The following is a 24,397-nucleotide window of genomic DNA, read 5'->3' as shown; positions in this document are numbered from 1 at the left end:
CATTATGCGTTTGGCGAAACCGGAATCTCTTCAAGATTATCAAGCACCAGCCATTCAGCGAGTTTGATACGCAAAACATCCACACCATCCCCACTCAAGGATGAGAAAGTCTGAACAGAACCATCAACACCAAGATTCTTGAGAACTTTCTGTACAGCCAATTGGGTAGACTTTGCCGGTCCGCGCTTTAGCTTGTCAGACTTGGTTAACAACACATGAACTTTCATGCGGTTAGATTTTGCCCAATCCAACATCATTTCATCAAACTCTTTTAATGGATGGCGGATGTCCATTACCAAAACAACACCAGCTAAAGAGCGACGATTCATCAGGTAATCTTGCATGTGTGCTTGCCAGACTTTTTTCATGGCAATAGGCACTTTAGCGAAGCCGTAACCTGGAAGGTCAATTAGACGACGATCATCAACATTTAATCCAAAACAGTTAATCAACTGAGTTCGACCTGGCGTTTTTGAGGTACGCGCCAATTTCTTTTGATTCGTAAGAGTATTTAGCGCTGTAGATTTACCAGCATTTGAGCGACCTGCAAATGCGACCTCAACACCTTGGTCTAAAGGACATTGAGAAAGTTTCTCAGCACTCTTAATGAAGTGCGCGGATTGGAAAGTGGAGTCAAAAGGGGTCATAAGTTGATATTCGTCAATAGATTCGGATTTGCATTCAGGTTTGTTTCAATTGCTGTATATAATGCCAGCAAACGCGAAAATATGCCATGTTAAACTCGATAAGCTACCTCAATCTGGGTAAATGAACACAATTGAGACAAGGATTTACAAAACACGACAAATAACAGCCGGCAATAGGCGTCATAGATGTAAGTTTTATGTAAACTTACTGGAAAATTAGAACCTTAAGTCTTTGATGGAATCGTATTCTGTTGTAATTCTGTGCATGATGTAAGAATACCTTTGTAAATTAACATGACTATAAATACGACTAGGAGTAATCCATGATAAAGCTGTTTTCAGCGCTGATACTTTCCCTACTTATCCCACTGACTGCTGCTGCCGCTGAATACAGTGACGGTAATGGTTATACAACTATAAAAACGCCAGTTCGCACTAGTGACCCTAGTAAGATCGAAGTTACTGAAATTTTTTGGTACGGATGCCCACATTGCTACAAACTAGAACCTATCACTCAAGCTTGGAAAAAAAATCTACCAAACGATGTTGATTTCAAATTCTTGCCAGCTGTATTCGGTCGAGGTTGGTTAGCACATGCAAAAGCCTTCTATGTCGCCGATCTACTTGGTATAGAAGATAAAATTCGCGCAGATCTTTTTAATGCTATCCATGTTGAACACCGTAATCTAAACTCTGAAGATGCACTTGCTGCTTTCTTTTCAAACTATGGTGTTAGTGAAGATGAATTTCGTAAGCAATTCAATTCTTTTGCTGTGAATAGCCGCCTTAGCCAAGCCGATGCAAAAATACGTGCCTACGGCGCTCGCGGTGTACCAGGAATAATCGTAAACGGTAAATACTTGGTAAGCGCTGAAACTGCAAATGGCAATGAAAATATCTACAAAGTTGTTGATTTTCTTATCGAAAAAGAACGTCAGAAATAATAAAAATGAGGCGATATGACGGAATCATCGAGTGACAAACTGATAGAAGCGTTACGTAAAGCAGTTTCCAGAACCAGTATGCTAGCTGAAGGGAATGACCCAGAGCTTGATTCCGTTGTTCGCCAAATTCGCCAAGTTATAACCAAAGGAGCGGATGCCCAAGAAATACAAGATGTGCTTAATAATGCAGAACCGCTGCTAATCAAAAGTGATGAAGCCCAAAGCAGCCGAGCTAAACAGGTTAGAAGTACGTTACAAGAACTTATCGATCTGCTTGAAAAACAAGACAGCAAAAGAGTCCCTCAGAACGAGAAAAAAGAACTTGAAGCCCAAATACGTCTACACTGGCAAACTCCATCTAAATGGCCTCATCTTTTAAAAGGCTTTTTGTCGTTGGCTGAGAAAACATTGACCCAAATAGAGTCAAGCCAACCTAAAAGCTCACTTTTCAGACGGTTTTTCAATCGAGATCTAGAAACGAAATCACAGAAAAATGATCAAGAAATCATGATTCAAATTAGCCACACACTTGCTGGGCTCATGAATAACTTATCATTACCGAGTCATTACGACGAAGACATTGTCGACTTAAAAAAAGCACTTTTAGGCAACGACAACCTCCAACAGCTTCCTGGACTACTTGATGAAGCTATTAACTTAATAATGATCGCTATCGGCAAAACACAAGAAAGTCTGACTAACTATCTTAATCAGTTAAATAAGCAACTTGCCAGTATCAACGAATCCATCTCCAGCAGTTATCACTCACAGAAATCGCTATCTGTGAGTCGCGAAGGCTTTAACAACAAGCTACAAAAACAAGTTACAGACACATCACAAGCAGTTCAGAGCGCCAACGATTTAGAAAGCCTAAAAACACTTATTAACAATAGACTGTCGACTATTTCAAGCACCATGACCGAATACAAGACGCAAATGGTAGAGCAGGAAAAACACGCCAATCAATCCATCTCCTTACTTAAAAATAAAGTAACGCGAATGGAAAAAGATACGGTGTCACTTCGCTCATTACTGCAAGAAAAGCTCGCTCAAGCAATGACAGATTCATTGACTGACCTACCAAACCGAACCGCTTACCAAGATGCTATTTTGCCCTTATGCAAAATCATGCAAAAAACTCAAAAACCCATTTGCTTAGCAGTCTGCGATATCGACCATTTTAAAAAAGTGAATGATACTTGGGGGCATCTTGCTGGCGACAAAGTATTACGCCTCGTACCAAAACAAATACGTAGCGCTCTATTAAAAGAAGATCTTATGTTTCGTTACGGCGGCGAAGAATTTGTTATCGCTTTTCCAGATACTACTTTGGTACAAGCCATCGAACGTGCTGAAGCTATTCGACTTGCGGTAGCCAAAACACCATTCAATATGCAAGGCGAGCCAGTATCGATTTCCATATCTATTGGTATCGCAGAACTTCACACACAAGAAAACCCAGAATCTTTATTCGCTAGAGCTGACAAACAACTCTATATGGCTAAAGAAGCAGGACGAAATAGAGTCATGGCGAATAAATAGTTTAGGTAAAGCAGTACCAGAGCTTTGCTGTCGCGGTTACAATAACCACTTACATTGAACGCAACGCTGTCAAACAACGATAAAGCGATTAAATTAGGCTTTTCAATAGGCTCCCAATAAAGCTTTTCAATAAAGAGAATGGCGAGCGATGCCGCCACTAGGATGAAGTAGTTTATGCAAGACGATCAGAAAACAACCACCGACTTTGGCTTCAAAGAAATCCCAACAGATGAAAAAGTGAAAGCCGTCGCACAAGTTTTTCATTCCGTAGCTGCCAAATACGACATTATGAATGATTTGATGTCCGGTGGTATTCATCGTCTATGGAAGCGACACACTATTAGCCAATCAGGCGTTCGTGCTGGCAACAGCGTGCTAGATATCGCCGGCGGCACAGGTGATTTGACGGTTAAATTTTCTCGCCTTGTGGGTAGCGAAGGACAAGTCATTCTAGCGGATATTAATGACTCAATGCTGAAAGTTGGTCGTGACAAGCTCGCCAATCAAGGCATTGTTGGTAACGTGAAATTTGTTCAAGCCAACGCCGAAGCACTGCCCTTTCCTGACGATACTTTCGACTGCATTACCATTGCCTTTGGTTTGCGCAATGTGACTGACAAATCCAAAGCTCTTGCATCTATGTATCGCGTATTGAAGCCAGGTGGCCGTTTATTAGTTCTGGAGTTTTCTAAACCAGAATCTGAGCTTTTATCACAAGTCTACGATCAATATTCTTTCCGCTTACTTCCAGCAATGGGCAAATTGATCGCGAATGACGCAGACAGTTACCGTTACCTTGCCGAATCAATTCGTATGCATCCAGATCAAGAAACTCTGAAAAGCATGATGGATGAAGTCGGATTTGAACGTACCAGCTACCAAAATTTAACGGGCGGCATTGTTGCGCTTCATAAAGGATTTAAATTTTAGCCATGTTGATCAGTACTTTTCGTTTACTGCGCATACTCTATACGGTAATGCGCTTTCGTCTTGATGTGTTTATTCCTTTCGCTCTTTTGCCTTGGTATATTCGTTACACTCTTGGTCTTGTTTGCTCCATTGGCCGCAAGCGCGCTAGTCAAAATAAAGGTGAGCGACTTCGTCTGGCTCTGGAAAGCCTTGGCCCTATCTTTGTTAAGTTCGGACAAATATTATCAACACGCCGAGATTTACTAGACGATGATATCGCCGACGAGCTAGCAAAGCTGCAAGACAAAGTGCCTGCTTTTCCCGGCCATATCGCTCAAGCCATTGTCGAAAGAGATTTAAAAGCACCGGTTTCTGAACTGTTCGCTGAGTTTTCGGCAACGCCTTTGGCCTCTGCTTCTATTGCACAAGTTCATACTGCTAAATTGCATTCTGGCGAAGACGTAGTTGTTAAAGTCATTCGTCCGAAGATTGAAAAAACCATCAGTAAAGATATTAGTTTACTCTACACTTTGGCGCACCTTGTTGCTAATTTGAGCGCCGACGGTCGTCGCTTAAGACCTGTCGAAGTAGTAACAGATTACGAATATACCATTCTTGATGAACTGGATCTTGCCAAAGAAGCAGCCAATACGGGCTTATTACAGCGCAATTTTACCAATTCAGAATTACTGTATGTGCCACAAGTCTATTGGGATTACAGTCATCGTAATGTCATGGTCATGGAACGTATCTCTGGCATTCCTGTAGCCGACATTGCAGCACTTAATAAAGCTAATGTCGACATGAAGTGCTTGGCAGAACGCGGTGTTGAAATCTTTTTCACCCAAGTTTTCTCGCACAGTTTTTTCCATGCCGACATGCATCCAGGCAATATCTTTGTAGATGCCACTAATCCACAGAAACCCAAATATATCGCTATTGACTGCGCCATTATGGGCAGCCTAGATGACGCAGACAAAAGTTACTTAGCACGTAACCTATTAGCGTTTTTCCAGCGAGATTATCGTTTAGTTGCAGAACTTCATGTTGAAAGCGGCTGGGTTCCTAAAGGTACGCCGGTACATGCCTTTGAGTCTGCTATTCGCAGTGTTTGTGAACCTATGTTTGCCAAACCGCTGAAAGACATTTCTTTTGGACAAGTACTGATTGGTTTATTCCAAACCGCACGTCGCTTTAATATGGAAGTGCAGCCACAGCTAGTTTTATTGGAAAAAACTCTACTCAATATTGAAGGTTTGGGCCGCCAGCTTTATCCGGACTTGGATCTATGGGTGACAGCTAAGCCATTCCTAGAACGCTGGATGCGAGAACAAATGGGGCCAAAACGCGTGATGGAAGAAGTACGCAAACAAGCTCCGCAGTGGGCAGGTCAATTACCACAAATTCCTAATTTGATTTTTACTGCGTTATCACAAATGTCGCACCAAGAAGAACGCATGCAGGCGCAGACCGAAGCTATTGATCAATTAGGTAAAGAATTAAAAAAAGGCCGACAAAATATACCCTTCAGATTGCTTGGGCTACTAAGCTTAGGTGCGGCTTGGATTATTACTGATCCTGCATCTTTAACGCATATAAAAGACGCCGATTTAACCAGTTTAGGACTGTTTTTAGTAGGAATTTACCTGCTTGTCTTAAAACCGTAACCTTTGAGAGACTATAATGAAATCCGATGTATTGGCTGAATTAGCAGCCACACTAGAACAACGTAAAGCCGCAGCAGCAGACTCTTCTTATGTTGCTAGTCTACACGCAAAGGGATTAAATAAGATCCTTGAGAAAGTAGGCGAAGAAAGTATTGAAACCATTATTGCGGCGAAAGACGCAGTGATCTCTGGTGATAAATCCGATTTGATTTATGAAACTGCAGATCTATGGTTTCACACACTTGTCATGTTATCTCATTTAGATATTGGCCCAGATGCTATACTTGATGAACTAGCACGCAGATTTAACTTGTCTGGCTTAGACGAAAAAGCCAGTCGTACCAAATAAGCAGTAGGAGTAATTTATGTTAGGTGGAATCAGTATTTGGCAATTATTAATTGTTTTAGCCATTTTAGTACTTATTTTTGGCACCAAAAAGCTTAAGAACCTTGGCTCTGATCTAGGTGGTGCTGTCAAAGGCTTTAAAGAAGCCGTCGACAAAGACACGGAAGCCGAAGACGAAAAAACCGCCCAGCATAAAGTAATTGATGCTGAAGTTAAAAAAGATAATAAGAGCGCCTAATCTGTGTTCGACATTGGCTTTTCTGAACTCCTTGTTGTTTTCGTAGTTGGTCTTTTAATTCTTGGCCCTGAACGTTTGCCTCATGCAGCAAAAACGGCGGGGCTATGGATTCGTAAAATTCGCCGCAGTATTAATTCAGTGCAAAGAGAAATTAATGCACAGCTGGATCATGAAGAGCTGCAACAGAAAATTAACGAGACCAATCAGCGCCTTCTAAAAGAAGGTCAGGCGATTCAAAATACCATAACGCCCTACCCTGAAGGTTACGACACTAAAAAAGATGCGCTTGAGCCAATCACCGCTGTGCAGTCAGCAGAAGAAAAAGCAGATACCGCAGCGGTGGAAAAAGAAGTGCTACTATCTACGGCTGACGAGTCAGAAACAATGGAAAAATCAGACTCAACTGAGAAGCAAGCCATGGATGATATTAAAAAAACGACTGAAACGACTACTTCTCGAACCTAATCATTATTTTAACAACGCGCGGACATGTGACGCATTATGAGTACAGATTCTTCCAATCAAGCACCACTTGTCGCTCATCTTATCGAGCTAAGAAATCGTTTATTAAAGTGTGTTCTGGCGATACTTATCCTCTTTATTGGCTTGTATTCTTTTGCCAACGATTTATATCTGATTGTCTCTGAACCACTACGACTATTACTCCCGCCTGGCAGCTCGTTGATAGCAACAGAAGTAGCATCACCCTTTCTTGCGCCCCTCAAGCTAACCTTTGCCGTCGCGGTACTAATATCGGTTCCCTATACTCTTTTTCAGGCTTGGTCGTTTATTGCGCCTGCTCTGTATAAAAACGAGAAACAAATTGCGATTCCACTATTGGTTTCCAGTATTTTTCTTTTTTATGCTGGCGTTCTGTTTGCTTACTACGTTGTCTTGCCACTTATCTTCGGATTTTTCACGACAGTAGGGCCTGGCGAAGTGACCGTTATGACGGACATTAATAACTACCTAAACTTTGTCTTAAAACTATTCTTTGCTTTCGGCGTAACCTTTGAAATCCCTGTTGCCACCTACTTACTTATTAAAGCGGGTGTCACAACAGTTGCGACGCTATCCAAAAAACGTCCTTATATTTTTCTAGGTTGTTTTGTTGTTGGCATGCTCATTACGCCACCCGATATTTTTTCGCAGACCTTGCTGGCCATCCCAATGTGGATGCTATTCGAACTTGGACTTATTGCTGGCCGCACAGTAAAAGTTGTGGTTGATGGGAGTGAAGAAAAAGAAGAGAGTGAAAGGTCCAAAGCAAGCCAATAACAACCTCCCATTGTTCACGCACTACACATAAGACGCTTAAGATTAATCTCTTAAGCGTCTTTTTGTTGTTATGAGGAAAATATTTATAAAAATGAAATAATTTTATAAAACGCTGTTTCATTTTTATCTACTCGGCTATATTCTTACCTTGAACAAAAATTGAGCTTTATAAAAAGCTATTAAAGCACTCCATCAAGACAAGAATAAAAATGTGAGGGAAAACAATGAAACACTCTGTTGCAATAGGCTTAGTTGCCACTGTTGGCGCGCTTCTGTCATTTCAATCTCATGCGACCAGTTTGTACCAAGCTGTCGTATCATCCACACCAAAAGCTGGTGAGTACGGCAGCATCAAGGATGCTCTCCAGAATGCACCAGAAGATAAAAGCACTTACAGCATATATATCAAACCAGGCCTATATAACGAACAAATCATTATTGACCGCGATAATGTGCACTTTATTGGCGCAGGACGAGATAGAACCATCATTGCCAAAGCTATTGCTGCAGGCATGAAAGGTGATAATGGCAAGAACATTGGCACTTCAGGTAGTCGAGTAGTTGAAATCAACGGCAAAGACTTCACTGCTCAGTCTCTTACCATCCGTAACGACTTTGACTATCTGACTAATGACAGCAAAGCAAAAGACGATCCAAGTAAAATCAAGCAAACTCAAGCCGTCGCTTTACTACTTGGTAAAAAAAGCGACCGATCAGCATTTTATGACGTATCTCTAGAAGGCTTCCAAGATACCTTTTACAGCAAAGGGGGCAGAAGCTATTTCAATAACTCCCGTATCAGCGGCACTGTTGATTTTATTTTCGGAAACGGCTTAGTTATTTTTGATAACAGCGACATTGTCGCTCGTTACCGTCCAAACCAAGAACTCCCTTTAGGCTATTTAACAGCCCCAAGCACCAATGAAGAACAGGCCTTTGGCTTAGTCTTCATAAATAGCCGCTTAATAAAAGAAGACAACCGCGTTCCAGCAGCTAGTTATGCTCTTGGTCGCCCTTGGCACCCAACTACTACTTTTCAAGATGGTCGTTATGCCGATCCCTTTGCCATGGGTTCAACCACCTTTATCAATACGGAGATGGATGATCACATCTATGGCTGGGATAAAATGCACGGTAAAGATATAAATGGAGAATCTATTTGGTTTACACCAGAAGATGGTGCACGTTTTAGTGAATACAAGAGCTATGGATCTGGCGCCTCAAAAGAGGGTTATCGCCCTCAATTAAGCGATAACGACGCGACTAAATTTACTATCGAGAACATGCTTGATGGCTGGCAACCAATTTTTTTGGCTGCCCAGAACACGACTGTTAAAGGCATTGTAAGCGCCCATCTAATGAATTTTCCAGCCCAAATAACCTTGAGCGACCAATACGGTAGAAAAGCTTCAACCACTACGGATAAACATGGAGCTTATCAACTTAAAATAAAAGACTTCATCCCACCATTTGTCGTCTCCGCGGCCGAACAGAACACTGACTGTTTAAGTAATAACACATTACGCGGAATATGCATGGCAGCTCTTTATGCTCCGACCAAGCCACAACTCGAGCAAAACATTAATATCAATATTAATCCGTTTAGTGACCTGATTTTATCGGATACCGCAACGGCATCGGGTTACTTAGGCCCTCAACAAGTTATGTCCTCACCAAAACTACCACTCATTTTTTCTGCAGAAGAATATGCTTCATCTATAGCACGTTTTCACCAAGGATTTGATAACAGCTTACATGATTTAGGATTGCCAAAACATTTCGATCCCGTGCAATATCAGCCACAATGGCAACCAGCATTTGCTCAGTTAACGCAATGGTTATGGAGCAATAGAAATTATCAGACCAAGGTTGGTGAAGTTGCTGATAGCACTCTAATGGATCGTTTTTTTCAGCCTCTACTCGTCCCTGATTTACAAGGCAAAGTAGCAGCGTTTGACCTTAGTGCTATCCAGAAAAGGCAGCAACAAGTAGATACTGTTCCACATAGAGTATTTATTATTGGCGACTCGACAGCATCAAACTATCCGCAAGCCGTTGCACCTCGAATGGGCTGGGGGCAAACCTTCCAAGAGAATTTTGACACTCAAAAAGTACAAGTTATTAATGGTGCACAATCCGGTCGTAGCTCTCGCTCATATTATAATCAAGGTTGGTTTCGCTACCTCAGTAGTATGATGCACTCTGGAGATTATTTACTTATTCAATTTGGTCACAATGACGAAAAATGTGACGCGAGCAGCGCCAGACGCGGTCCATACGATGTCGCTAACACCTGTACCTACCCGAATAATGCGGATGGTCAAATACAAGCCCCAGCTGGGCAAGAAAGCCTTTCATTCCAGCGCTCACTGGAGTTTTTTATTGACTATGCCAAGTCACATCAAATCACACCGGTTTTATTAACGCCCGTGACTAGAATGAAAACGATGAAAGGAAAAAATGAATTCACCGTCGTATCTACTCATTTTACGACACAAAACAGCACGAAGGGATTTGCTTTTACTGGCAACTATAGCCAAACAATTAAAGACACAGCCCAAGCCAACAATATTGCTTTATTAGATATAGAAATACGCTCCATAGAACTTGCTAATACATTAGGAGAAGAAAACTGGAAAGACTATTGGCTCGCTGTCGATCCAATAAAATTCCCTTATTACAAAGACCGTGCAGGTCGATTAGACAAACCTGATATTACCCATTTTCAAGAAAAAGGGGCGAAAGCGGTTGCTAAATTAATCGCCAAAGAAATTCGTCAAACACCAAAATTAAAGACACTATCAGACTCGACAATCGATTAATCCAGCATAAGGATCTAATCTAACATAAAAGTAACAGGGCCATCATTGGTAAAAGAGACTTTCATATCAGCACCAAAACGCCCTGTTTCAACCTTACTGTATTGAGCACGCACTTTATTCACAAAGTCATTAAATAAACGCTCTCCTTCTTCGGGAATGGCTGCAGTGGAAAACCCTGGACGCAAACCTTTCTTGGTTTCAGCAGCCAAGGTAAATTGCGATACCAGTAACACTCCACCACCAACCTGCTGGACATTCAGGTTCATCTTACCCTCTGCATCACCAAACATACGGTATTTCAACAGTTTATCGGCCAATCGCTGTGTATCTGCTTCTGTATCGCCTTTTTCTATGCCAACCAACACGAGCTGTCCGTGGTCAATCGCACCAATGGTTTCACCATCAACAACAACGCATGCGCTTAAGGCTCGCTGTATCAAGACTTTCATCGCTTTCTCCCTATATTTGCCAATGCTTACTAAGGTCAATAAGACAAATAACTTTAACAAAGTCCAGAAAAAACAAAAGCGCCCGAAGGCGCTTCTGTCGCTCACGAATTCATTTACATGAATTCATTTGCTGCTGCTCTTTTTAAAGAATAGCTATTACTTACGACCAGCGCGTTTACGCTCGTTTTCAGTCAATAATTTTTTACGAATACGGATGCTTTCTGGTGTTACTTCTACCAATTCATCGTCTTCGATAAACTCAAGCGCTTGCTCAAGTGTATGACGAATAGGCGGAGTCAACGTCAAGGCTTCATCTGTACCAGAGGCACGCATGTTAGTTAACTGCTTACCTTTAACTGGGTTAACAGTTAAGTCATTATCACGTGAGTGAAGACCGATAACTTGACCTTCGTATACTTCAACCGCATGACCCAAGAATAAACGACCACGGCTTTGTAGGTTAAACAAAGCGAACGCTGCTGTTTTACCAGTAACCATACTGATCAATACACCATTCTGGCGGCTACCAACATCACCTTCTTTTACTGGACCATAATGGTCAAATACGCTGGTCATAATACCAGAGCCAGAAGTTAGTGTTAGGAACAAGCCACGGAAACCGATCAAACCACGAGAAGGCGTCATGAACTCAAGACGAACACGACCTTTACCATCTGGCTCCATGTTAGTTAACTCAGCTTTACGCAAGCCAAGCTCTTCCATGATAGAACCTTGATGCTGCTCCTCAACGTCGATAACTACTAGTTCAAATGGTTCGTGAATTTTGCCGTCCACTTCTTTTTTAACTACTTCAGGACGAGAAACGCCCATCTCAAAGCCTTCACGACGCATAGTTTCGATCAATACAGAAAGGTGAAGCTCACCACGACCAGAAACGATGAATTTATCAGGTGTTTCGCCTTGGCGAACACGCAACGCTACGTTGTGGATAAGCTCACGATCAAGACGATCTGAGATATTACGAGTGGTAATGTATTTACCTTCTTTACCAGCAAACGGAGAGTCGTTAACCATGAAGGTCATGCTTACTGTTGGCTCATCTACAGACAATGCAGGCAAAGCTTCAACACAAGCAGGATCACACAAAGTATCAGAGATACTTAGGCCATCGATACCAGTAATACAAACGATGTCACCCGCAGAGGCTTTATCAGTATCAACACGCGCTAGACCGTGGTAACCCTTAACGTTCAAGACTTTGCCTTTACGCTCTTTACCGTCTGCAGATTTTACAACTACTTGCTGGTTTGGAGACAAGCTACCACGTGTGATACGGCCTACACCGATAACACCAACATAGCTGTCGTAATCCAATGCAGAAACCTGCATTTGGAAAGTCCCCTCAGGATCAACGTTTGGTACAGGAACGCTATCAAGAATCATTTGGTAAAGTGGCGTCATGTCTTCTGCCATATTTTCTGGATCATTACCAGAAATACCATTGATTGCAGAAGCATAGATAACAGGGAAATCTAGCTGCTCTTCGGTTGCACCAAGGCTGTCGAACAAATCAAAAACCTGATCCATAACCCAATCAGGACGAGCGCCTGGACGGTCAATTTTGTTGATAACAACAATAGGACGTAGGCCACGTTCAAATGCTTTTGATGTTACAAAACGAGTTTGTGGCATTGGGCCATCAACTGCGTCAACTAACAACAATACAGAATCAACCATAGATAATACGCGCTCAACCTCACCACCGAAGTCAGCGTGTCCAGGTGTATCTACGATATTAATACGGTAATCGTGCCACATAATTGACGTATTTTTCGCCAAAATGGTGATGCCACGTTCTTTCTCTTGATCGTTAGAGTCCATGATTCGTTCAGAACCTTGATCTTTACGATCTAGTGTGCCAGATTGGCTTAATAGCTGATCAACCAAGGTAGTTTTACCATGGTCAACGTGGGCAATAATAGCTACGTTACGTAACTTATTGATATCATTAGACATTTATAGTTCTCTGCATTTAGCGTGAGCAAAAAGATATACCGCCGCTTGATACGGGCAGGTATGCTCTTCAAGCGTCTCGGATCTTGGTGCGGGGTAAAATTGGCGCAATTGTACTCTTATATTGATAAATATCCCATAAAAGTGACAAAAAAAGTCCACAAAAATACTTCAATAAAGTAACAATGCGCTTTCATATAAAACGATAACATTCATATACTACAAAAATGCTACGGTTCATTAGTACTTAATTAAGGTAAATAAATACCTACGTTTTCATGCCCTTTACCAAGTAGGTAAGAGGCATGCATACGACTCATGACACCTTTGCCACAATAGAGCAAATGAGTCACATTTTTCTCTAATTCAGCCCAATTAGATTCCAGTGCAAAAAATGGAATCACTTTGACAGGACGACCACTTACTTTTAAAGGTCGATTGCTTGCTTCATCGGGATGACGAATATCAATAATCACTTCATCACCCACTGGCATACGCACAACAGGTACTTCACCCTGATACTGCTTAGCCACATCGTCCATCACATTTTGAATAGACATAACCTGAGCGTTGCCAATCGCTTGTTCTAATACAGCAAAATCAAAATTGGACTCTTGCTTCTCTACACGGTGCATTTTAGCGCGAGTAGTTGGCTTAACAGAAATAACACCACAAAACTCAGGCATACTGGCCGCAAAAGGTGCAGTACCGATTTCTATGGCCTTGTCTATGATGACCTGCTTATTCGTAGTGATCAAAGGACGAAGCACTAGCTCTTCAGTCACCTGGTCGATTACCTTTAAATTCATCAAGGTTTGGCTGGATACCTGAGCAACACTTTCTCCCGTCACCAAAGCTTTCGCTCCGACTTCTGTCATTAGCTGAGAAGCAGCACGCAACATCATACGTTTTAGAATCACCCCCATCTCTGCGTTATCGACTTTGGTTAAGATCTCGCCAACAACCGCCTCGAAAGGCACAGTGATGAATTTAACATTTAACGCCGAACCGTATTTCTCCCAAATGAAGTTGGAAACTTGTTTTACGCCGATTTCATGCGCATCACCGCCAAGATTAAAAAAGCAAAAGTGCGTTTTCAATCCTCGGCTCATCGTTAAAAAAGAGCTAACAGTAGAGTCGTATCCACCAGACATTAATGACAACACAGAATCTTGCGACCCAAGCGGATAACCACCAAGACCTTCTTCACGTTGTTCGATCATCCATACTCGGTTATCACGAATATCAATGGGCACTAATACTTCGGGATTGTTTAAGCGAACAGCCAAAGCACCACAACGTGCTTTTAAGCAGCCACCAATATGTCTTTCTGCATCAACCGAAGTAAAGTCATGATGTCCGACACGTTTAACCCTAACCGCAAACACGGCATCTTTAATAACATCACCATAAGAAACAATAGCCTGTTCTACAATGTCATCAAGATCAACTAATGGAAATTCACGGACGAATTGAAAATGAGCAATACCTGCTATATTAGAAAGTGACTGTATAAAATCTTCTCGTAATTCATCCCTATCGGAAAACACTTCAATAAAATCCCAATTGCCAGAAACAACTACATCGGCATCATGCTTTTTAAGAACCAACTTAACATTATGTCGAAGCTGTTTAATAAAAGCCTTTCTAACTGGACGACTTTTAATGGTGATTTCTGCAAAAAACTTAACAATAAATTTCATAGGGGTTGCGATTTATACCGGATATTTGAAAGGCGCATAGTATAAAGAAAAGCCCGTAGATACGAAAACGCTAAATTCGCACCAATACGGAACAAAATGCCGCGCAAGCGATCCAAAGTGGTGCATATTAACTTTTTTAAAGGCTAGATTTAGCCACCATTGAGTGCGCCATTTAATTAATAATGCTTATCCTATTGTAATATAAGGAATTATTAGACCGCACAAAATTCTGGCACAAGTTATGCTTTATATTCGTCAAATGGCGCTTTATATTGAAGCACCCTATAAACGAAAATTAATTTCGCTTTAACTACGACTGGAGAACAACTATGTCAAACAAGACCCTTGCCTTGATTGCTGAGCATGACGCGAAGTGGGTTGACCTTCGCTTTACCGACTTTAAAGGTAAAGAACAACACGTAACTATTCCAGCTATTACGGTAGATGAAGAGTTTTTTGAAAACGGTCAGATGTTTGATGGTTCATCCATTACTGGCTGGAAAGGCATCAACGAGTCTGACATGATCATGTCACCTCAAGATGATACCGCTGTTATGGATCCTTTCACTGAAGAGTCTACTGTAATTGTTCGCTGTAACGTTATTGAACCTTCTACTATGCAAGGCTACGATCGTGACCCACGCTCTGTTGCTCTTCGCGCAGAAGAGTTCCTTAAGTCAACAGGTCTTGGTGATACAGCTTTCTTTGGTCCAGAGCCAGAATTCTTCATCTTTGATGATGTAAAATGGAAAACTGACATGTCAGGTTGTTCTGTAGAGATCAACTCTGAAGAAGCAGCTTGGTCTTCTAACAAGAAGTTTGAAGGCGGCAACATGGGCCACCGTCCTTTCGTAAAAGGCGGCTATTTCCCAGTACCACCAGTTGATTCTCATCACGATCTTCGTGGCGCTATGTGTAACGCTATGGAAAGTATGGGTCTTGTAATTGAAGTTCACCACCACGAAGTGGCAACTGCTGGACAAAACGAAATCGGTGTTAAATTCAACACTCTAGTTAAAAAAGCAGACGAAGTTCAAATTCTTAAGTACTGCGTACACAACGTAGCTCACGCTTACGGTAAAACAGCGACTTTCATGCCTAAACCAATCGTTGGTGACAACGGTTCTGGTATGCACGTTCACCAGTCTTTCTGGAAGAACGGCGAAAACCAATTCGCTGGCGACCAGTACGCTGGCCTATCTGAAATGGCCCTTTACTACATCGGTGGTATCATCAAGCACGCTAAAGCATTGAACGCGTTCACTAACGCTTCAACTAACTCTTACAAGCGTCTTGTACCTCACTTCGAAGCTCCAGTAATGCTTGCATACTCTGCTCGCAACCGTTCTGCTTCTATTCGTATCCCATACGTTGCTAGCCCTAAAGGCAAACGTATTGAAGCTCGTTTCCCTGATCCAACCGCTAACCCATACCTAGCATTCGCAGCTATGTTGATGGCTGGTATCGACGGTATCAAAAACAAGATTCACCCTGGTGATGCAGCAGATAAAGATTTGTACGACCTTCCAGCTGAAGAAGCTCATGCAATTCCACAGGTTGCTGCTAGCCTAGAAGAAGCGCTTAAGTGCCTAGACGAAGATCGCGCATTCTTGACTCAAGGTGGCGTTTTCTCTGATGACATGATCAACGCTTACATCGAACTTAAAACAGCTGAAGCTCGTCGTGTATCTATGACGACTCACCCACTTGAGTTCGAACTTTACTACAGCGCTTAATATTTAAACTGCTAAGTAAACACTAAAGCCTCGACCTAGTTCGGGGCTTTTTTTTCACTAACGCTTTCTTAGTTTTTTATTGCCCAGCTTTTATAGATCTTTTTTGTACGACTTTATTTACACGGCTTTTCATTGCACAAAAGTAAACACCATTACCAACATGCACTATAATTGTGCATTGAACTTTTTTAGTTAATACAAAGACCTTAATAAATAAGCCATTTCGAACTGCCCAATGTTGGTTCGCTTTTTGCAACTATTATTAAAGGAAACCATAAAAGCAGGAGTCAATAGAGAGGCACTGTCTGTGTATAGCTTATTAATCGACCATTTATCCACTGCGGTTGTTCAATTGAACGACAACCTTGAGATCGAGTATCTAAACCCTGCTGCTGAAATGTTGTTGGCGGTGAGCCGACGCCGAATTTATGGCAATGACATTGGCGCCGCATTCCGTGAAGACGAAGAAAGTATTCAGGCCTTGCATGCAGCAATAGAGTCTGGCCATCCGTTTACTAAACGCGAGGCGGAAATAGAGTGCAGCAACAATAAAAAACTTTTTTGTGACTATACCGTCACACCCATCATGGGCACGTCGAATGATACAGAAAGCCTCATTATAGAGCTGTACCCACGCGACAGAATGAAGCGCATCTCACAAGAAGATGAAATCATAGCGAACCATGAAAGTAGTAAAGAGTTGGTTCGCGGTTTAGCCCATGAAATTAAAAACCCATTAGGTGGTATTCGTGGTGCCGCACAATTGATTAGTCGCGCCTTTACTGACGAAGCACTAAATGATTACACGCAAGTCATCATTGAAGAATCGGATCGGCTACGTGATCTTGTTGACCGTTTATTAGGCCCAAGACAACTACCTAAAAACAAACCGCTCAACATTCACAAGGTGATTGAGCGTGTTAGACAACTTATTTCCGTTGAAACAGACAACCAAATTGAATTGATCCGAGATTACGACCCTAGCATTCCAGACTTAATAGGTGACGAGTCTCAGTTAATACAGGCATTACTGAATGTCACAAGAAATGCCATGCAAGCACTGATGGATGATGAGAATAATAGCCATAAGACCATTCACATGGTGACTCGTGCGTTACGTCAATTCACCATCGGCTCCAAACGCCATCGTTTAGTATGCAAAATCAGCATCATAGACAATGGCCCTGGCATACCTGACGGTATTCTTAAAACACTATTTTACCCTATGGTCAGCGGGCGAGCCGATGGAACAGGCTTAGGACTGTCTATCGCACAATCCGTTATTCACCAGCACCATGGCATTATTGAATGTAACAGTTACCCGAAAAAAACCGAATTTAATATATTAATTCCCATTGAGACGACAGTCCAAGACCAGGAGAAACACTCATGACACCAGAAGAAACCGTATGGATTGTTGACGACGATCGTTCTATTCGCTGGGTACTAGAGAAGACATTAGAACAAGAGGGAATCCAATGTCGCTTGTTTGATTCCGCTGAAAACCTAGTCAACATGATTGATAAAGAGCAACCAAGTGCCATTATCAGTGATATCCGTATGCCAGGCATGGACGGCTTAAAACTGCTCGAAAAACTACAAAAAGACCACCCTTATTTACCTGTTATTATTATGACTGCGCACTCTGATCTTGAAAGCGCTGTCGCGTCTTACCAAGGTGGTGCTTTTGAATATTTACCTAAACCTTTCGATGTAGAAGAAGCTGTAAGTCTTGTTAAGCGTGCCATGCTGCATCACCGCAACGCAAGACCAAGTACTGACAACATGGAAGTGGCAGAAGAAGAGCCACAAGTCGATAAAGAAATCATTGGCGAAGCACCGGCTATGCAGGAAGTTTTCCGCGCTATTGGTCGCCTCGCAAATTCGAACATTACTGTCTTAATAAACGGTGAATCTGGTACAGGTAAAGAATTGGTTGCTCAAGCATTACATACTCATAGCCCAAGAGCCGCTAACCCATTTATCGCTTTAAACATGGCAGCCATTCCACACGACTTAATCGAGTCGGAATTATTTGGCCATGAGAAAGGCGCGTTCACAGGTGCAAACACTCAACGTCGCGGCCGCTTCGAACAAGCCAATGGCGGAACGCTTTTCCTAGACGAAATTGGTGATATGCCAGCTGAAACACAAACTCGTTTATTACGCGTTTTAGCAGATGGTGAGTTTTATCGTGTTGGTGGTCATACTCCAGTCAAAGTTGACGTTCGTATCATTGCTGCCACACATCAAAACTTGGAAAATTTGGTCAAAAAAGGCTCGTTCCGTGAAGACTTATTCCATCGCCTAAACGTCATACGTATACATTTGCCTAAGTTAGCAGAGCGTCGCGAAGACATTCCAAAACTCGCTCGTCACTTTTTAAGCCGTGCCGCGGATGAGCTCGCTGTTGAACCAAAACAACTTACCAAAGAAACAGAAAACTACCTTACTCAGCTAGAATGGCCGGGTAACGTTCGCCAGCTGGAAAATACCTGTCGTTGGTTGATTGTCATGGCATCAGGCCGTGAGGTTTTAGTGGAAGATTTACCACCAGAATTACTTGCTGCGGTTCCTCACGAACAACCTTTTGCCTCATGGGAAGAAGCGCTTAAGAATTGGGTGGACAGCACATTGGCATCAGGTCAGAAAGGCATTCTTGATCAAGCAGTGCCAAAGTTTGAACGCATTATGATAGAAACAGCCCTTGCGCATACTGGCGGACGCCGTCGTGATGCTTCATTACTACTAGGCTGGGGACGTAACACTTTAACTCGTAAAATTAAAGAGTTGAATATTGATCACGCCGAGCAAGATGAAGATTAAAACTAACCAAGAGTAAGAAAATGAATGCAGGCAAAACTATATGTAATTTGCCTGCATTATCTCAGCTTTCTACCATTTTTGACTTGCTTTTACGGACACAATCCCCTACTAATTAAAGACAACTAATTGGTCATTAATAAACGGGAAACTAGTTATGTATCCAACACTCCAGTCCATGGGTATCACCAGCATACAGGACATTGAAAAATTCACTTTGCGTTACGAAGGTGGACACGACGTACTAAAAATTTATTACCGTCGCGAAAAAGGCTCATTGCTTCCTAAAAGTAAAAAATTCAAGTTTGGTCGCTCAACCAAAACCGTATTAGCGGATGGTGGCCAACAAACATACCGTCAAGTTCAAGAACCTTCCCTGATCGTTTTACGAGCAATGGAAGAGCTAGAACAAATCGTCGGCAAACAACACGAAAGTAAAGCGACAAAAGCTGATTTGATCAAAGAGCTAGAGCACTTAGAAAAAGTAGTAAATAGCAAGATCAATGAGATCAAAGAAAAAATTGATTCTATGCAATAACAGAGTAATAACAGTCTATTTATAGACTCACTAGCAGGAACGCCTTTCTTGCGATCAAGACAAAACGTTTAGATCATTAATTGAAAGGTATACCTGCTGGCTCCATTTAAAAAATCCCGCTACAATCCGATCCTCTGCGTTTTTCCATACATTTTTATAAGCTTATTTATATGCATCTTGTAACATCCGTTGAAGAACTTGCCGATATCATCCGACAAGGTGGCATTGTCGCCTATCCAACTGAAGCGGTTTGGGGGTTAGGCTGCGACCCCTTTAATGAATCTGCAGTAAGACGTATTTTAACGCTTAAATCCCGTCCAGAATCAAAAGGACTTATTCTAGTGGCGGGTGCACAAGAGGAATTATCCCCTTGGCTCGCTACATTAGATCCTAAAGCAGCACAGCGCCTGATAAGCCTAAACGAGACACCAACCTCTTGGGTTGTGCCTGATACAGCTATCGCTCCAAGCTGGGTGAGAGGCGAACACCAAAGCGTGGCGATACGTCTCTCACAACATCAACCCGTACAACGACTATGTGCAGCCTTTCAAGGGGTAATTGTTTCTACATCCGCAAACCCTGCGGGACTAGAACCCGCCATGAGTGCAGAAGAAGTGAATGGATATTTTGGTGATAAAATTGATGCTATTTTTAACGCATCATTAGGTGACGCCTCGCAACCCTCACAAGTTCGAGACATTTTGACTGACACGCTATTTAGAGCTTAAACTTTTTTATTCAATAAAACCTTTCTATCCATCAGAGCCTACGAAAAATAGCTCAAAGACAGTTTAAACTACGACGTTAAGCGAACTTCCTATGCAAAAGCGTCTTTTTTATCCACAGCAATAAAAAAGCGGCGATTCATTTTTGTATAAATGAAACGCCGCTTTGATTTATCTGCGCTTATAACCAAGCGCCTGTAGTTAAATATTGCTTCTAGTGACCGCCTAGATAGGCTTCACGCACTTCTGGGTTAACCAATAACTCAGCACCTGTTCCAGTCATACGTATCTCACCATTCACCATTACATAGCCACGGTTAGCCAGTTTCAGCGCATGATTGGCATTCTGCTCTACCAAGAAGATTGTCATCCCCGTACTTGCCACATCTTTCAAGATCTGAAAGATTTGCTTAACGATAATTGGCGCCAAACCTAGACTAGGCTCATCCAACAAAAGCAATTTTGGGCGACTCATCAAGGCACGCGCAATAGCCAACATTTGCTGTTCACCACCAGACATAGTTGAAGCACGCTGATTACGACGCTCCAACAGCCGAGGGAATAACTCAAACATATGCTGCATGTCTTCTTCAGCATGATCCATACCGATTGGAATCGTCCCCATCAGCAAATTCTCTTCTACTGACATACTAGGAAAGATACGGCGACCTTCTGGCGATTGAGCCAAGCCATGCGATGCCACATAGTGAGCCGATTTTTGCGAAATATCTTCGCCTCGATAAATAATCTCACCAGAAGAAATACGCGGCTGCCCAAAAATAGACATCAACAAGGTAGATTTACCTGCGCCATTTGCTCCGATTAAGGTAACAATTTCACCTTCCGTTACCGTCAAAGAGACTTTTTTCAAAGCTTGAATGGGGCCGTAATGAACGTCTACGTCTTTAAATTCCATCAATGTAGTCATAGCGTTACCTCCTCACCTTCTTCTGCACCAAGGTAAGCCGCAATAACCTTAGGATTACTCTTAATGTCATCTGGACCACCTTTTGCTATAACTTCACCATGATCCAACACAACGATGTAATCAGAGATATCCATAACCATCCCCATATCGTGCTCGATCAATAACACTGTCGTATTGTGCTCATCACGCAACACACGAATCATCTTGGTCAAGGCTTCGGTTTCAGACGGGTTCAAACCTGCTGCAGGTTCATCCAGGCAAACGATCTCAGGATTGGTACACATAGCACGGGCAATTTCTAAACGACGCTGCTGACCATAAGAAAGCTCCCCAGCCAAGCGGTTAGCTGAATCCACAAGATCCACAACACCCAACCAATAAAATACGCGTTCTAAAGCTTCTTCTTCGGCCTTTCTATAGGCTTTTGTATTCAAAATACCAGCAATCAAGCTACGGTTAACGCGCATATGCTGAGCAACCAGTAAGTTCTCAACCACCGACATTTCTTTGAATAAACGAATATTCTGAAATGTTCGAGATAAACCAGCACGGTTTACAAGGTGTGATCCGCCAAACATTTTGTACTTAAGACGAGCAAAAAAAGCGAATGGAGAAATAAAGTCTGTCACTTGGAAAGGTTCGCCAAGTACTTTAATAATGCTGGTCTCTTTGCCGCCAGCCGACAAAAGAATCTTGCCTCCAGTCGCTTTATAGAAACCCGTTAGGCAGTTAAACACTGTGGTTTTACCTGCCCCGTTTGGCCCAATCAGAGCCGAAACAGAACCGCGTTTAATATCAAAGGTCACATCATTCAGCGCTTTAATACCACCAAAGTGCATCACCAAGTTTTCAACAGCTAAAATATTTTCTTGGTTCATTTAACCACCCCTTTTCTCGCAGCAAAACCTGTTCGAGTAACACGAACAATACCTCGAGGTTTCCAAATCATCATCACTACCATCAAAATACCAAACATCAATACACGATATTCTGCGAACTCCCTTAACACTTCAGGCAATACAGTCAAACAGAAAGCGGCAATTACGACACCTAATGTAGAACCCATACCACCCAGCACCACGATAGCCAAAATCAAAGCCGATTCGAAGAAAGTAAACGAAGATGGATTTACGAAGCCTTGGTAGGTTGCAAAAAACACGCCTGCTAAGCCACCAGTTGATGCACCTAACATAAAGGCAGAAAGTTTCACCAATACATGGTTTAAACCTAATGAGCGACAAGCTATTTCATCTTCACGAAGCGCTTCCCAGGCACGACCAATTGGCATTTTTACCAAACGATGTTTGATAAAAAGCACAGCCCAAACAACCGCGAACAACACGATATAAATAAACATGTATTTGTAAGCGGAATCATAAGGAATATTGAAAAACTCGTGGAAGGTTTGCCCATCACTGGATCGACGCTTAAACTCCAATCCAAAGAATGTTGGCAATGGTGCTGAAACACCGTTTGGTCCGTGAGTAAAAGACGCCCAGTTAGTCAGAATAAGACGAATTATTTCCCCAAAACCTAGCGTAACAATCGCCAAATAGTCACCGTGCATTCGCAACACAGGGAAGCCTAAAATGGCACCTGCAACCGCAGCCATTAGTGCTGCAATAGGCAACATTGACCAGAAGCCAAGCCCAAGGTTTTCATAACCCAATGCTAGACCATAAGCCCCGATGGCATAGAAACCAACAAAACCCAAATCTAACAAGCCAGCCAAGCCGACAACAATATTAAGACCAAGACCTAGTAATACGTATATCAAACCAAGAATAACAACAGTAAGGACATATTTTGATGCGATAAAAGGCACCAATAGGCCAATTGCTATCACCAAAGGAATGATCCAGACCATTTTTGACTTATGTCCAGGCTTGAGAACTTCTACGCCTTCATCGTTATTAGCATAACGAAAAGCCATAGCAATGCCTTTTTCTGTCTGAAAAAAGCTAGACATAATAAAACGACCAACAGCAACAGCAGCGACCATCCAAGCCACTCGTACAAATTCCGTATTAAAACCATAACCATCTAGTACAACACCGACAATTGGTCCGAATAGAACAAGAGCCATAAAACCGGCAATAAGGGCATCAATACTACTTTTCTTAAAATTTATTCCTACAGCTTGGCTCATTTATACTTTCTCCACTTCAGGTTTGCCGAGAAGGCCACTTGGGCGAATAATCAAAATGAGAACTAACAAAGAGAATGAAAATACATCTTTGTAATCAGAACTAATTAACCCAGCAAACAAAGCCTCGGACAATCCAAGAATTAGCCCACCTAACATGGCTCCAGGTAAAGACCCAATACCACCCAACACTGCCGCGGTAAAGGCTTTAATACCAATAATAAAACCAACATAAAAATCAAATGCGCCGTAATCTAGGGTAACCAACACACCAGCTAATGCCGCCATCACGGCACCAATAACGAAAACGGTTGAGATAACTTTGTCAGTATCTATGCCCAAAATAGAGGCCATTTTTCGGTCTTGCTGAGTCGCTCGACACATACGACCCAGTTTTGTTTTTTGGATAACATAGGTAAGTACACCCATGCCTAAAATGGAAATAAACAAAATTAACAATTTCATATAAGTGATCTGCACAAATCCATCACCTACGTGGAAACGCAATGCACCGGTTAAAAGAGTCGGCACACCTTGTTGGTTAGCACCCTGACTAAGCTGTACATAGTTTTGCAAAATCAGTGACATACCAATTGCAGAAATCAATACAGACAAACGACTAGAGCTTCGCAATGGACGATATGCGATACGTTCAATAACCCACCCATATGCGCCAGTGACGGCAACAGTAAGAAACAGCGTGCCGACAAGAATAATAGGAAAAGATTCGATACCGAAAAAAGTTAAAAGAGCTAGAGCAATAGCGGTGATATAAGCTGACACCATGTAAACGTCGCCATGAGCGAAGTTAATCATGCCGATAATGCCATACACCATGGTGTAACCGATCGCAATGAGTCCATAAACAGAACCAAGGGTAAGACCGTTTACCAGCTGCTGGAGAACGATATCCATCGTAAGACCTCGTGGGAATTTTTTTAGTAGAGAGAACATATTTACCAGCACAATCCTTGGCTGGTAA

The 24,397-nt window shown here is 42.2% G+C and carries 22 protein-coding genes; 14 read left to right on the top strand and 8 right to left on the bottom strand.

Translation table 11 applies throughout. The features are described from left to right. Positions 1 to 2: 2 nt before the first annotated feature. Positions 3 to 647: a ribosome biogenesis GTP-binding protein YihA/YsxC gene (gene yihA, locus TY87_RS07790; RefSeq protein WP_100186626.1), complete on the bottom strand. Its 645-nt coding sequence runs from the start codon at positions 645 to 647 to the stop codon at positions 3 to 5. A gap of 323 nt (positions 648 to 970) precedes the next feature. On the opposite strand from yihA, the gene TY87_RS07785 reads away from it, so the two are divergent. The 9 genes from TY87_RS07785 to TY87_RS07745 all read left to right on the top strand — a co-directional run bounded on the left by TY87_RS07785 (position 971) and on the right by TY87_RS07745 (position 10,393). Then, positions 971 to 1,591, top strand: a complete 621-nt coding sequence (locus TY87_RS07785) for a thiol:disulfide interchange protein DsbA/DsbL (protein ID WP_072838959.1) — start codon at positions 971 to 973, stop codon at positions 1,589 to 1,591. 15 nt (positions 1,592 to 1,606) lie between these two features. After that, positions 1,607 to 3,133 (top strand): GGDEF domain-containing protein, encoded by a 1,527-nt coding sequence (locus TY87_RS07780; RefSeq protein WP_100186625.1) that lies wholly within the window; start codon positions 1,607 to 1,609, stop codon positions 3,131 to 3,133. Between the two features lie 174 nt (positions 3,134 to 3,307). Continuing rightward, positions 3,308 to 4,063: a bifunctional demethylmenaquinone methyltransferase/2-methoxy-6-polyprenyl-1,4-benzoquinol methylase UbiE gene (gene ubiE / locus TY87_RS07775; RefSeq protein ID WP_100186624.1), complete on the top strand. Its 756-nt coding sequence runs from the start codon at positions 3,308 to 3,310 to the stop codon at positions 4,061 to 4,063. Positions 4,064 to 4,065: 2 nt separating this feature from the next. Next, positions 4,066 to 5,709 (top strand): ubiquinone biosynthesis regulatory protein kinase UbiB, encoded by a 1,644-nt coding sequence (gene ubiB / locus TY87_RS07770; RefSeq protein ID WP_100186623.1) that lies wholly within the window; start codon positions 4,066 to 4,068, stop codon positions 5,707 to 5,709. A 16-nt stretch (positions 5,710 to 5,725) separates the two neighbouring features. Further along, on the top strand, positions 5,726 to 6,058 hold the full coding sequence (locus tag TY87_RS07765; RefSeq protein WP_072838955.1) for a phosphoribosyl-ATP diphosphatase: 333 nt from the start codon (positions 5,726 to 5,728) through the stop codon (positions 6,056 to 6,058). A gap of 16 nt (positions 6,059 to 6,074) precedes the next feature. Next, positions 6,075 to 6,293, top strand: a complete 219-nt coding sequence (tatA, locus tag TY87_RS07760) for a Sec-independent protein translocase subunit TatA (protein ID WP_100186622.1) — start codon at positions 6,075 to 6,077, stop codon at positions 6,291 to 6,293. Between the two features lie 3 nt (positions 6,294 to 6,296). Then, positions 6,297 to 6,758 (top strand): Sec-independent protein translocase protein TatB, encoded by a 462-nt coding sequence (tatB, locus tag TY87_RS22735; protein ID WP_232617092.1) that lies wholly within the window; start codon positions 6,297 to 6,299, stop codon positions 6,756 to 6,758. 36 nt (positions 6,759 to 6,794) lie between these two features. After that, positions 6,795 to 7,571: a twin-arginine translocase subunit TatC gene (tatC, locus tag TY87_RS07750; RefSeq protein ID WP_011978570.1), complete on the top strand. Its 777-nt coding sequence runs from the start codon at positions 6,795 to 6,797 to the stop codon at positions 7,569 to 7,571. Between the two features lie 224 nt (positions 7,572 to 7,795). After that, positions 7,796 to 10,393 carry a pectinesterase family protein gene (locus TY87_RS07745; protein WP_100186621.1) on the top strand — a complete coding sequence of 866 codons (2,598 nt, stop codon included), beginning with the start codon at positions 7,796 to 7,798 and terminating at the stop codon, positions 10,391 to 10,393. Positions 10,394 to 10,407: 14 nt separating this feature from the next. Here the strand turns inward: TY87_RS07745 and dtd are convergent, their stop codons facing one another. The 3 genes from dtd to thiI form a co-directional block, all read right to left on the bottom strand. Beyond that, a complete protein-coding gene (gene dtd, locus TY87_RS07740) occupies positions 10,408 to 10,842 on the bottom strand; it encodes a D-aminoacyl-tRNA deacylase (protein WP_100186620.1) in 435 nt (144 codons plus the stop codon). A gap of 156 nt (positions 10,843 to 10,998) precedes the next feature. Beyond that, positions 10,999 to 12,819 carry a translational GTPase TypA gene (typA, locus tag TY87_RS07735; protein ID WP_072838950.1) on the bottom strand — a complete coding sequence of 607 codons (1,821 nt, stop codon included), beginning with the start codon at positions 12,817 to 12,819 and terminating at the stop codon, positions 10,999 to 11,001. Positions 12,820 to 13,067: 248 nt separating this feature from the next. Then, positions 13,068 to 14,519 (bottom strand): tRNA uracil 4-sulfurtransferase ThiI, encoded by a 1,452-nt coding sequence (gene thiI / locus TY87_RS07730; RefSeq protein ID WP_100186619.1) that lies wholly within the window; start codon positions 14,517 to 14,519, stop codon positions 13,068 to 13,070. A gap of 329 nt (positions 14,520 to 14,848) precedes the next feature. On the opposite strand from thiI, the gene glnA reads away from it, so the two are divergent. The 5 genes from glnA to TY87_RS07705 all read left to right on the top strand — a co-directional run bounded on the left by glnA (position 14,849) and on the right by TY87_RS07705 (position 20,344). Continuing rightward, positions 14,849 to 16,255: a glutamate--ammonia ligase gene (gene glnA / locus TY87_RS07725; protein WP_100186618.1), complete on the top strand. Its 1,407-nt coding sequence runs from the start codon at positions 14,849 to 14,851 to the stop codon at positions 16,253 to 16,255. A gap of 307 nt (positions 16,256 to 16,562) precedes the next feature. After that, positions 16,563 to 17,648 (top strand): nitrogen regulation protein NR(II), encoded by a 1,086-nt coding sequence (glnL, locus tag TY87_RS07720; RefSeq protein WP_100186655.1) that lies wholly within the window; start codon positions 16,563 to 16,565, stop codon positions 17,646 to 17,648. Next, positions 17,645 to 19,081 (top strand): nitrogen regulation protein NR(I), encoded by a 1,437-nt coding sequence (gene ntrC / locus TY87_RS07715; RefSeq protein WP_100186617.1) that lies wholly within the window; start codon positions 17,645 to 17,647, stop codon positions 19,079 to 19,081. Before glnL ends, ntrC begins: the two co-directional genes overlap by 4 nt. A gap of 154 nt (positions 19,082 to 19,235) precedes the next feature. After that, positions 19,236 to 19,616 (top strand): DUF3461 family protein, encoded by a 381-nt coding sequence (locus TY87_RS07710; protein WP_072838946.1) that lies wholly within the window; start codon positions 19,236 to 19,238, stop codon positions 19,614 to 19,616. A 170-nt stretch (positions 19,617 to 19,786) separates the two neighbouring features. Further along, a complete protein-coding gene (locus tag TY87_RS07705; RefSeq protein WP_100186616.1) occupies positions 19,787 to 20,344 on the top strand; it encodes an L-threonylcarbamoyladenylate synthase type 1 TsaC in 558 nt (185 codons plus the stop codon). Between the two features lie 211 nt (positions 20,345 to 20,555). On the opposite strand, the gene TY87_RS07700 is transcribed toward TY87_RS07705, so the two are convergent. From TY87_RS07700 to TY87_RS07685, 4 genes are read right to left on the bottom strand one after another with little or no spacing between them, the layout of a single operon-like run. Beyond that, complete coding sequence (locus TY87_RS07700) at positions 20,556 to 21,269, bottom strand: ABC transporter ATP-binding protein (protein ID WP_072838944.1); 714 nt, start codon at positions 21,267 to 21,269, stop codon at positions 20,556 to 20,558. Then, positions 21,266 to 22,147, bottom strand: coding sequence for an ABC transporter ATP-binding protein (locus TY87_RS07695; RefSeq protein ID WP_011978559.1), 882 nt, complete (start codon positions 22,145 to 22,147; stop codon positions 21,266 to 21,268). Before TY87_RS07695 ends, TY87_RS07700 begins: the two co-directional genes overlap by 4 nt. Then, the gene (gene livM / locus TY87_RS07690) at positions 22,144 to 23,418 is read right to left on the bottom strand and encodes a high-affinity branched-chain amino acid ABC transporter permease LivM (protein WP_072838942.1); all 1,275 of its coding nucleotides are present in this window, start codon (positions 23,416 to 23,418) and stop codon (positions 22,144 to 22,146) included. Before livM ends, TY87_RS07695 begins: the two co-directional genes overlap by 4 nt. After that, complete coding sequence (locus tag TY87_RS07685; protein WP_072838941.1) at positions 23,419 to 24,330, bottom strand: ABC transporter permease subunit; 912 nt, start codon at positions 24,328 to 24,330, stop codon at positions 23,419 to 23,421. It abuts the gene before it with no gap. Positions 24,331 to 24,397: the final 67 nt, after the last annotated feature.

The organism is Marinomonas sp. BSi20584, assembly GCF_002792415.1.
Lineage (GTDB): Bacteria > Pseudomonadota > Gammaproteobacteria > Pseudomonadales > Marinomonadaceae > Marinomonas > Marinomonas polaris.
The sequence above is the reverse complement of the archived record's forward strand: the minus strand, read 5'-3'. Positions and strand labels throughout refer to the sequence as shown.

What these genes read in the sequence shown, in the direction of transcription:
- ntrC (WP_100186617.1), top strand. Translation starts at nt 17,645, where the DNA reads ATGACACCAGAAGAAACCGTATGGATTGTTGACGACGATCGTTCTATT.
- tatC (WP_011978570.1), top strand. Translation starts at nt 6,795, where the DNA reads ATGAGTACAGATTCTTCCAATCAAGCACCACTTGTCGCTCATCTTATC.
- TY87_RS07700 (WP_072838944.1), bottom strand. Translation starts at nt 21,269, where the DNA reads ATGACTACATTGATGGAATTTAAAGACGTAGACGTTCATTACGGCCCC.
- ubiE (WP_100186624.1), top strand. Translation starts at nt 3,308, where the DNA reads ATGCAAGACGATCAGAAAACAACCACCGACTTTGGCTTCAAAGAAATC.
- TY87_RS07695 (WP_011978559.1), bottom strand. Translation starts at nt 22,147, where the DNA reads ATGAACCAAGAAAATATTTTAGCTGTTGAAAACTTGGTGATGCACTTT.
- TY87_RS07780 (WP_100186625.1), top strand. Translation starts at nt 1,607, where the DNA reads ATGACGGAATCATCGAGTGACAAACTGATAGAAGCGTTACGTAAAGCA.
- TY87_RS07685 (WP_072838941.1), bottom strand. Translation starts at nt 24,330, where the DNA reads ATGGATATCGTTCTCCAGCAGCTGGTAAACGGTCTTACCCTTGGTTCT.
- TY87_RS07710 (WP_072838946.1), top strand. Translation starts at nt 19,236, where the DNA reads ATGTATCCAACACTCCAGTCCATGGGTATCACCAGCATACAGGACATT.
- yihA (WP_100186626.1), bottom strand. Translation starts at nt 647, where the DNA reads ATGACCCCTTTTGACTCCACTTTCCAATCCGCGCACTTCATTAAGAGT.
- tatA (WP_100186622.1), top strand. Translation starts at nt 6,075, where the DNA reads ATGTTAGGTGGAATCAGTATTTGGCAATTATTAATTGTTTTAGCCATT.
- ubiB (WP_100186623.1), top strand. Translation starts at nt 4,066, where the DNA reads ATGTTGATCAGTACTTTTCGTTTACTGCGCATACTCTATACGGTAATG.
- TY87_RS07745 (WP_100186621.1), top strand. Translation starts at nt 7,796, where the DNA reads ATGAAACACTCTGTTGCAATAGGCTTAGTTGCCACTGTTGGCGCGCTT.
- TY87_RS07765 (WP_072838955.1), top strand. Translation starts at nt 5,726, where the DNA reads ATGAAATCCGATGTATTGGCTGAATTAGCAGCCACACTAGAACAACGT.
- TY87_RS07785 (WP_072838959.1), top strand. Translation starts at nt 971, where the DNA reads ATGATAAAGCTGTTTTCAGCGCTGATACTTTCCCTACTTATCCCACTG.
- glnA (WP_100186618.1), top strand. Translation starts at nt 14,849, where the DNA reads ATGTCAAACAAGACCCTTGCCTTGATTGCTGAGCATGACGCGAAGTGG.
- thiI (WP_100186619.1), bottom strand. Translation starts at nt 14,519, where the DNA reads ATGAAATTTATTGTTAAGTTTTTTGCAGAAATCACCATTAAAAGTCGT.
- TY87_RS07705 (WP_100186616.1), top strand. Translation starts at nt 19,787, where the DNA reads ATGCATCTTGTAACATCCGTTGAAGAACTTGCCGATATCATCCGACAA.
- dtd (WP_100186620.1), bottom strand. Translation starts at nt 10,842, where the DNA reads ATGAAAGTCTTGATACAGCGAGCCTTAAGCGCATGCGTTGTTGTTGAT.
- livM (WP_072838942.1), bottom strand. Translation starts at nt 23,418, where the DNA reads ATGAGCCAAGCTGTAGGAATAAATTTTAAGAAAAGTAGTATTGATGCC.
- typA (WP_072838950.1), bottom strand. Translation starts at nt 12,819, where the DNA reads ATGTCTAATGATATCAATAAGTTACGTAACGTAGCTATTATTGCCCAC.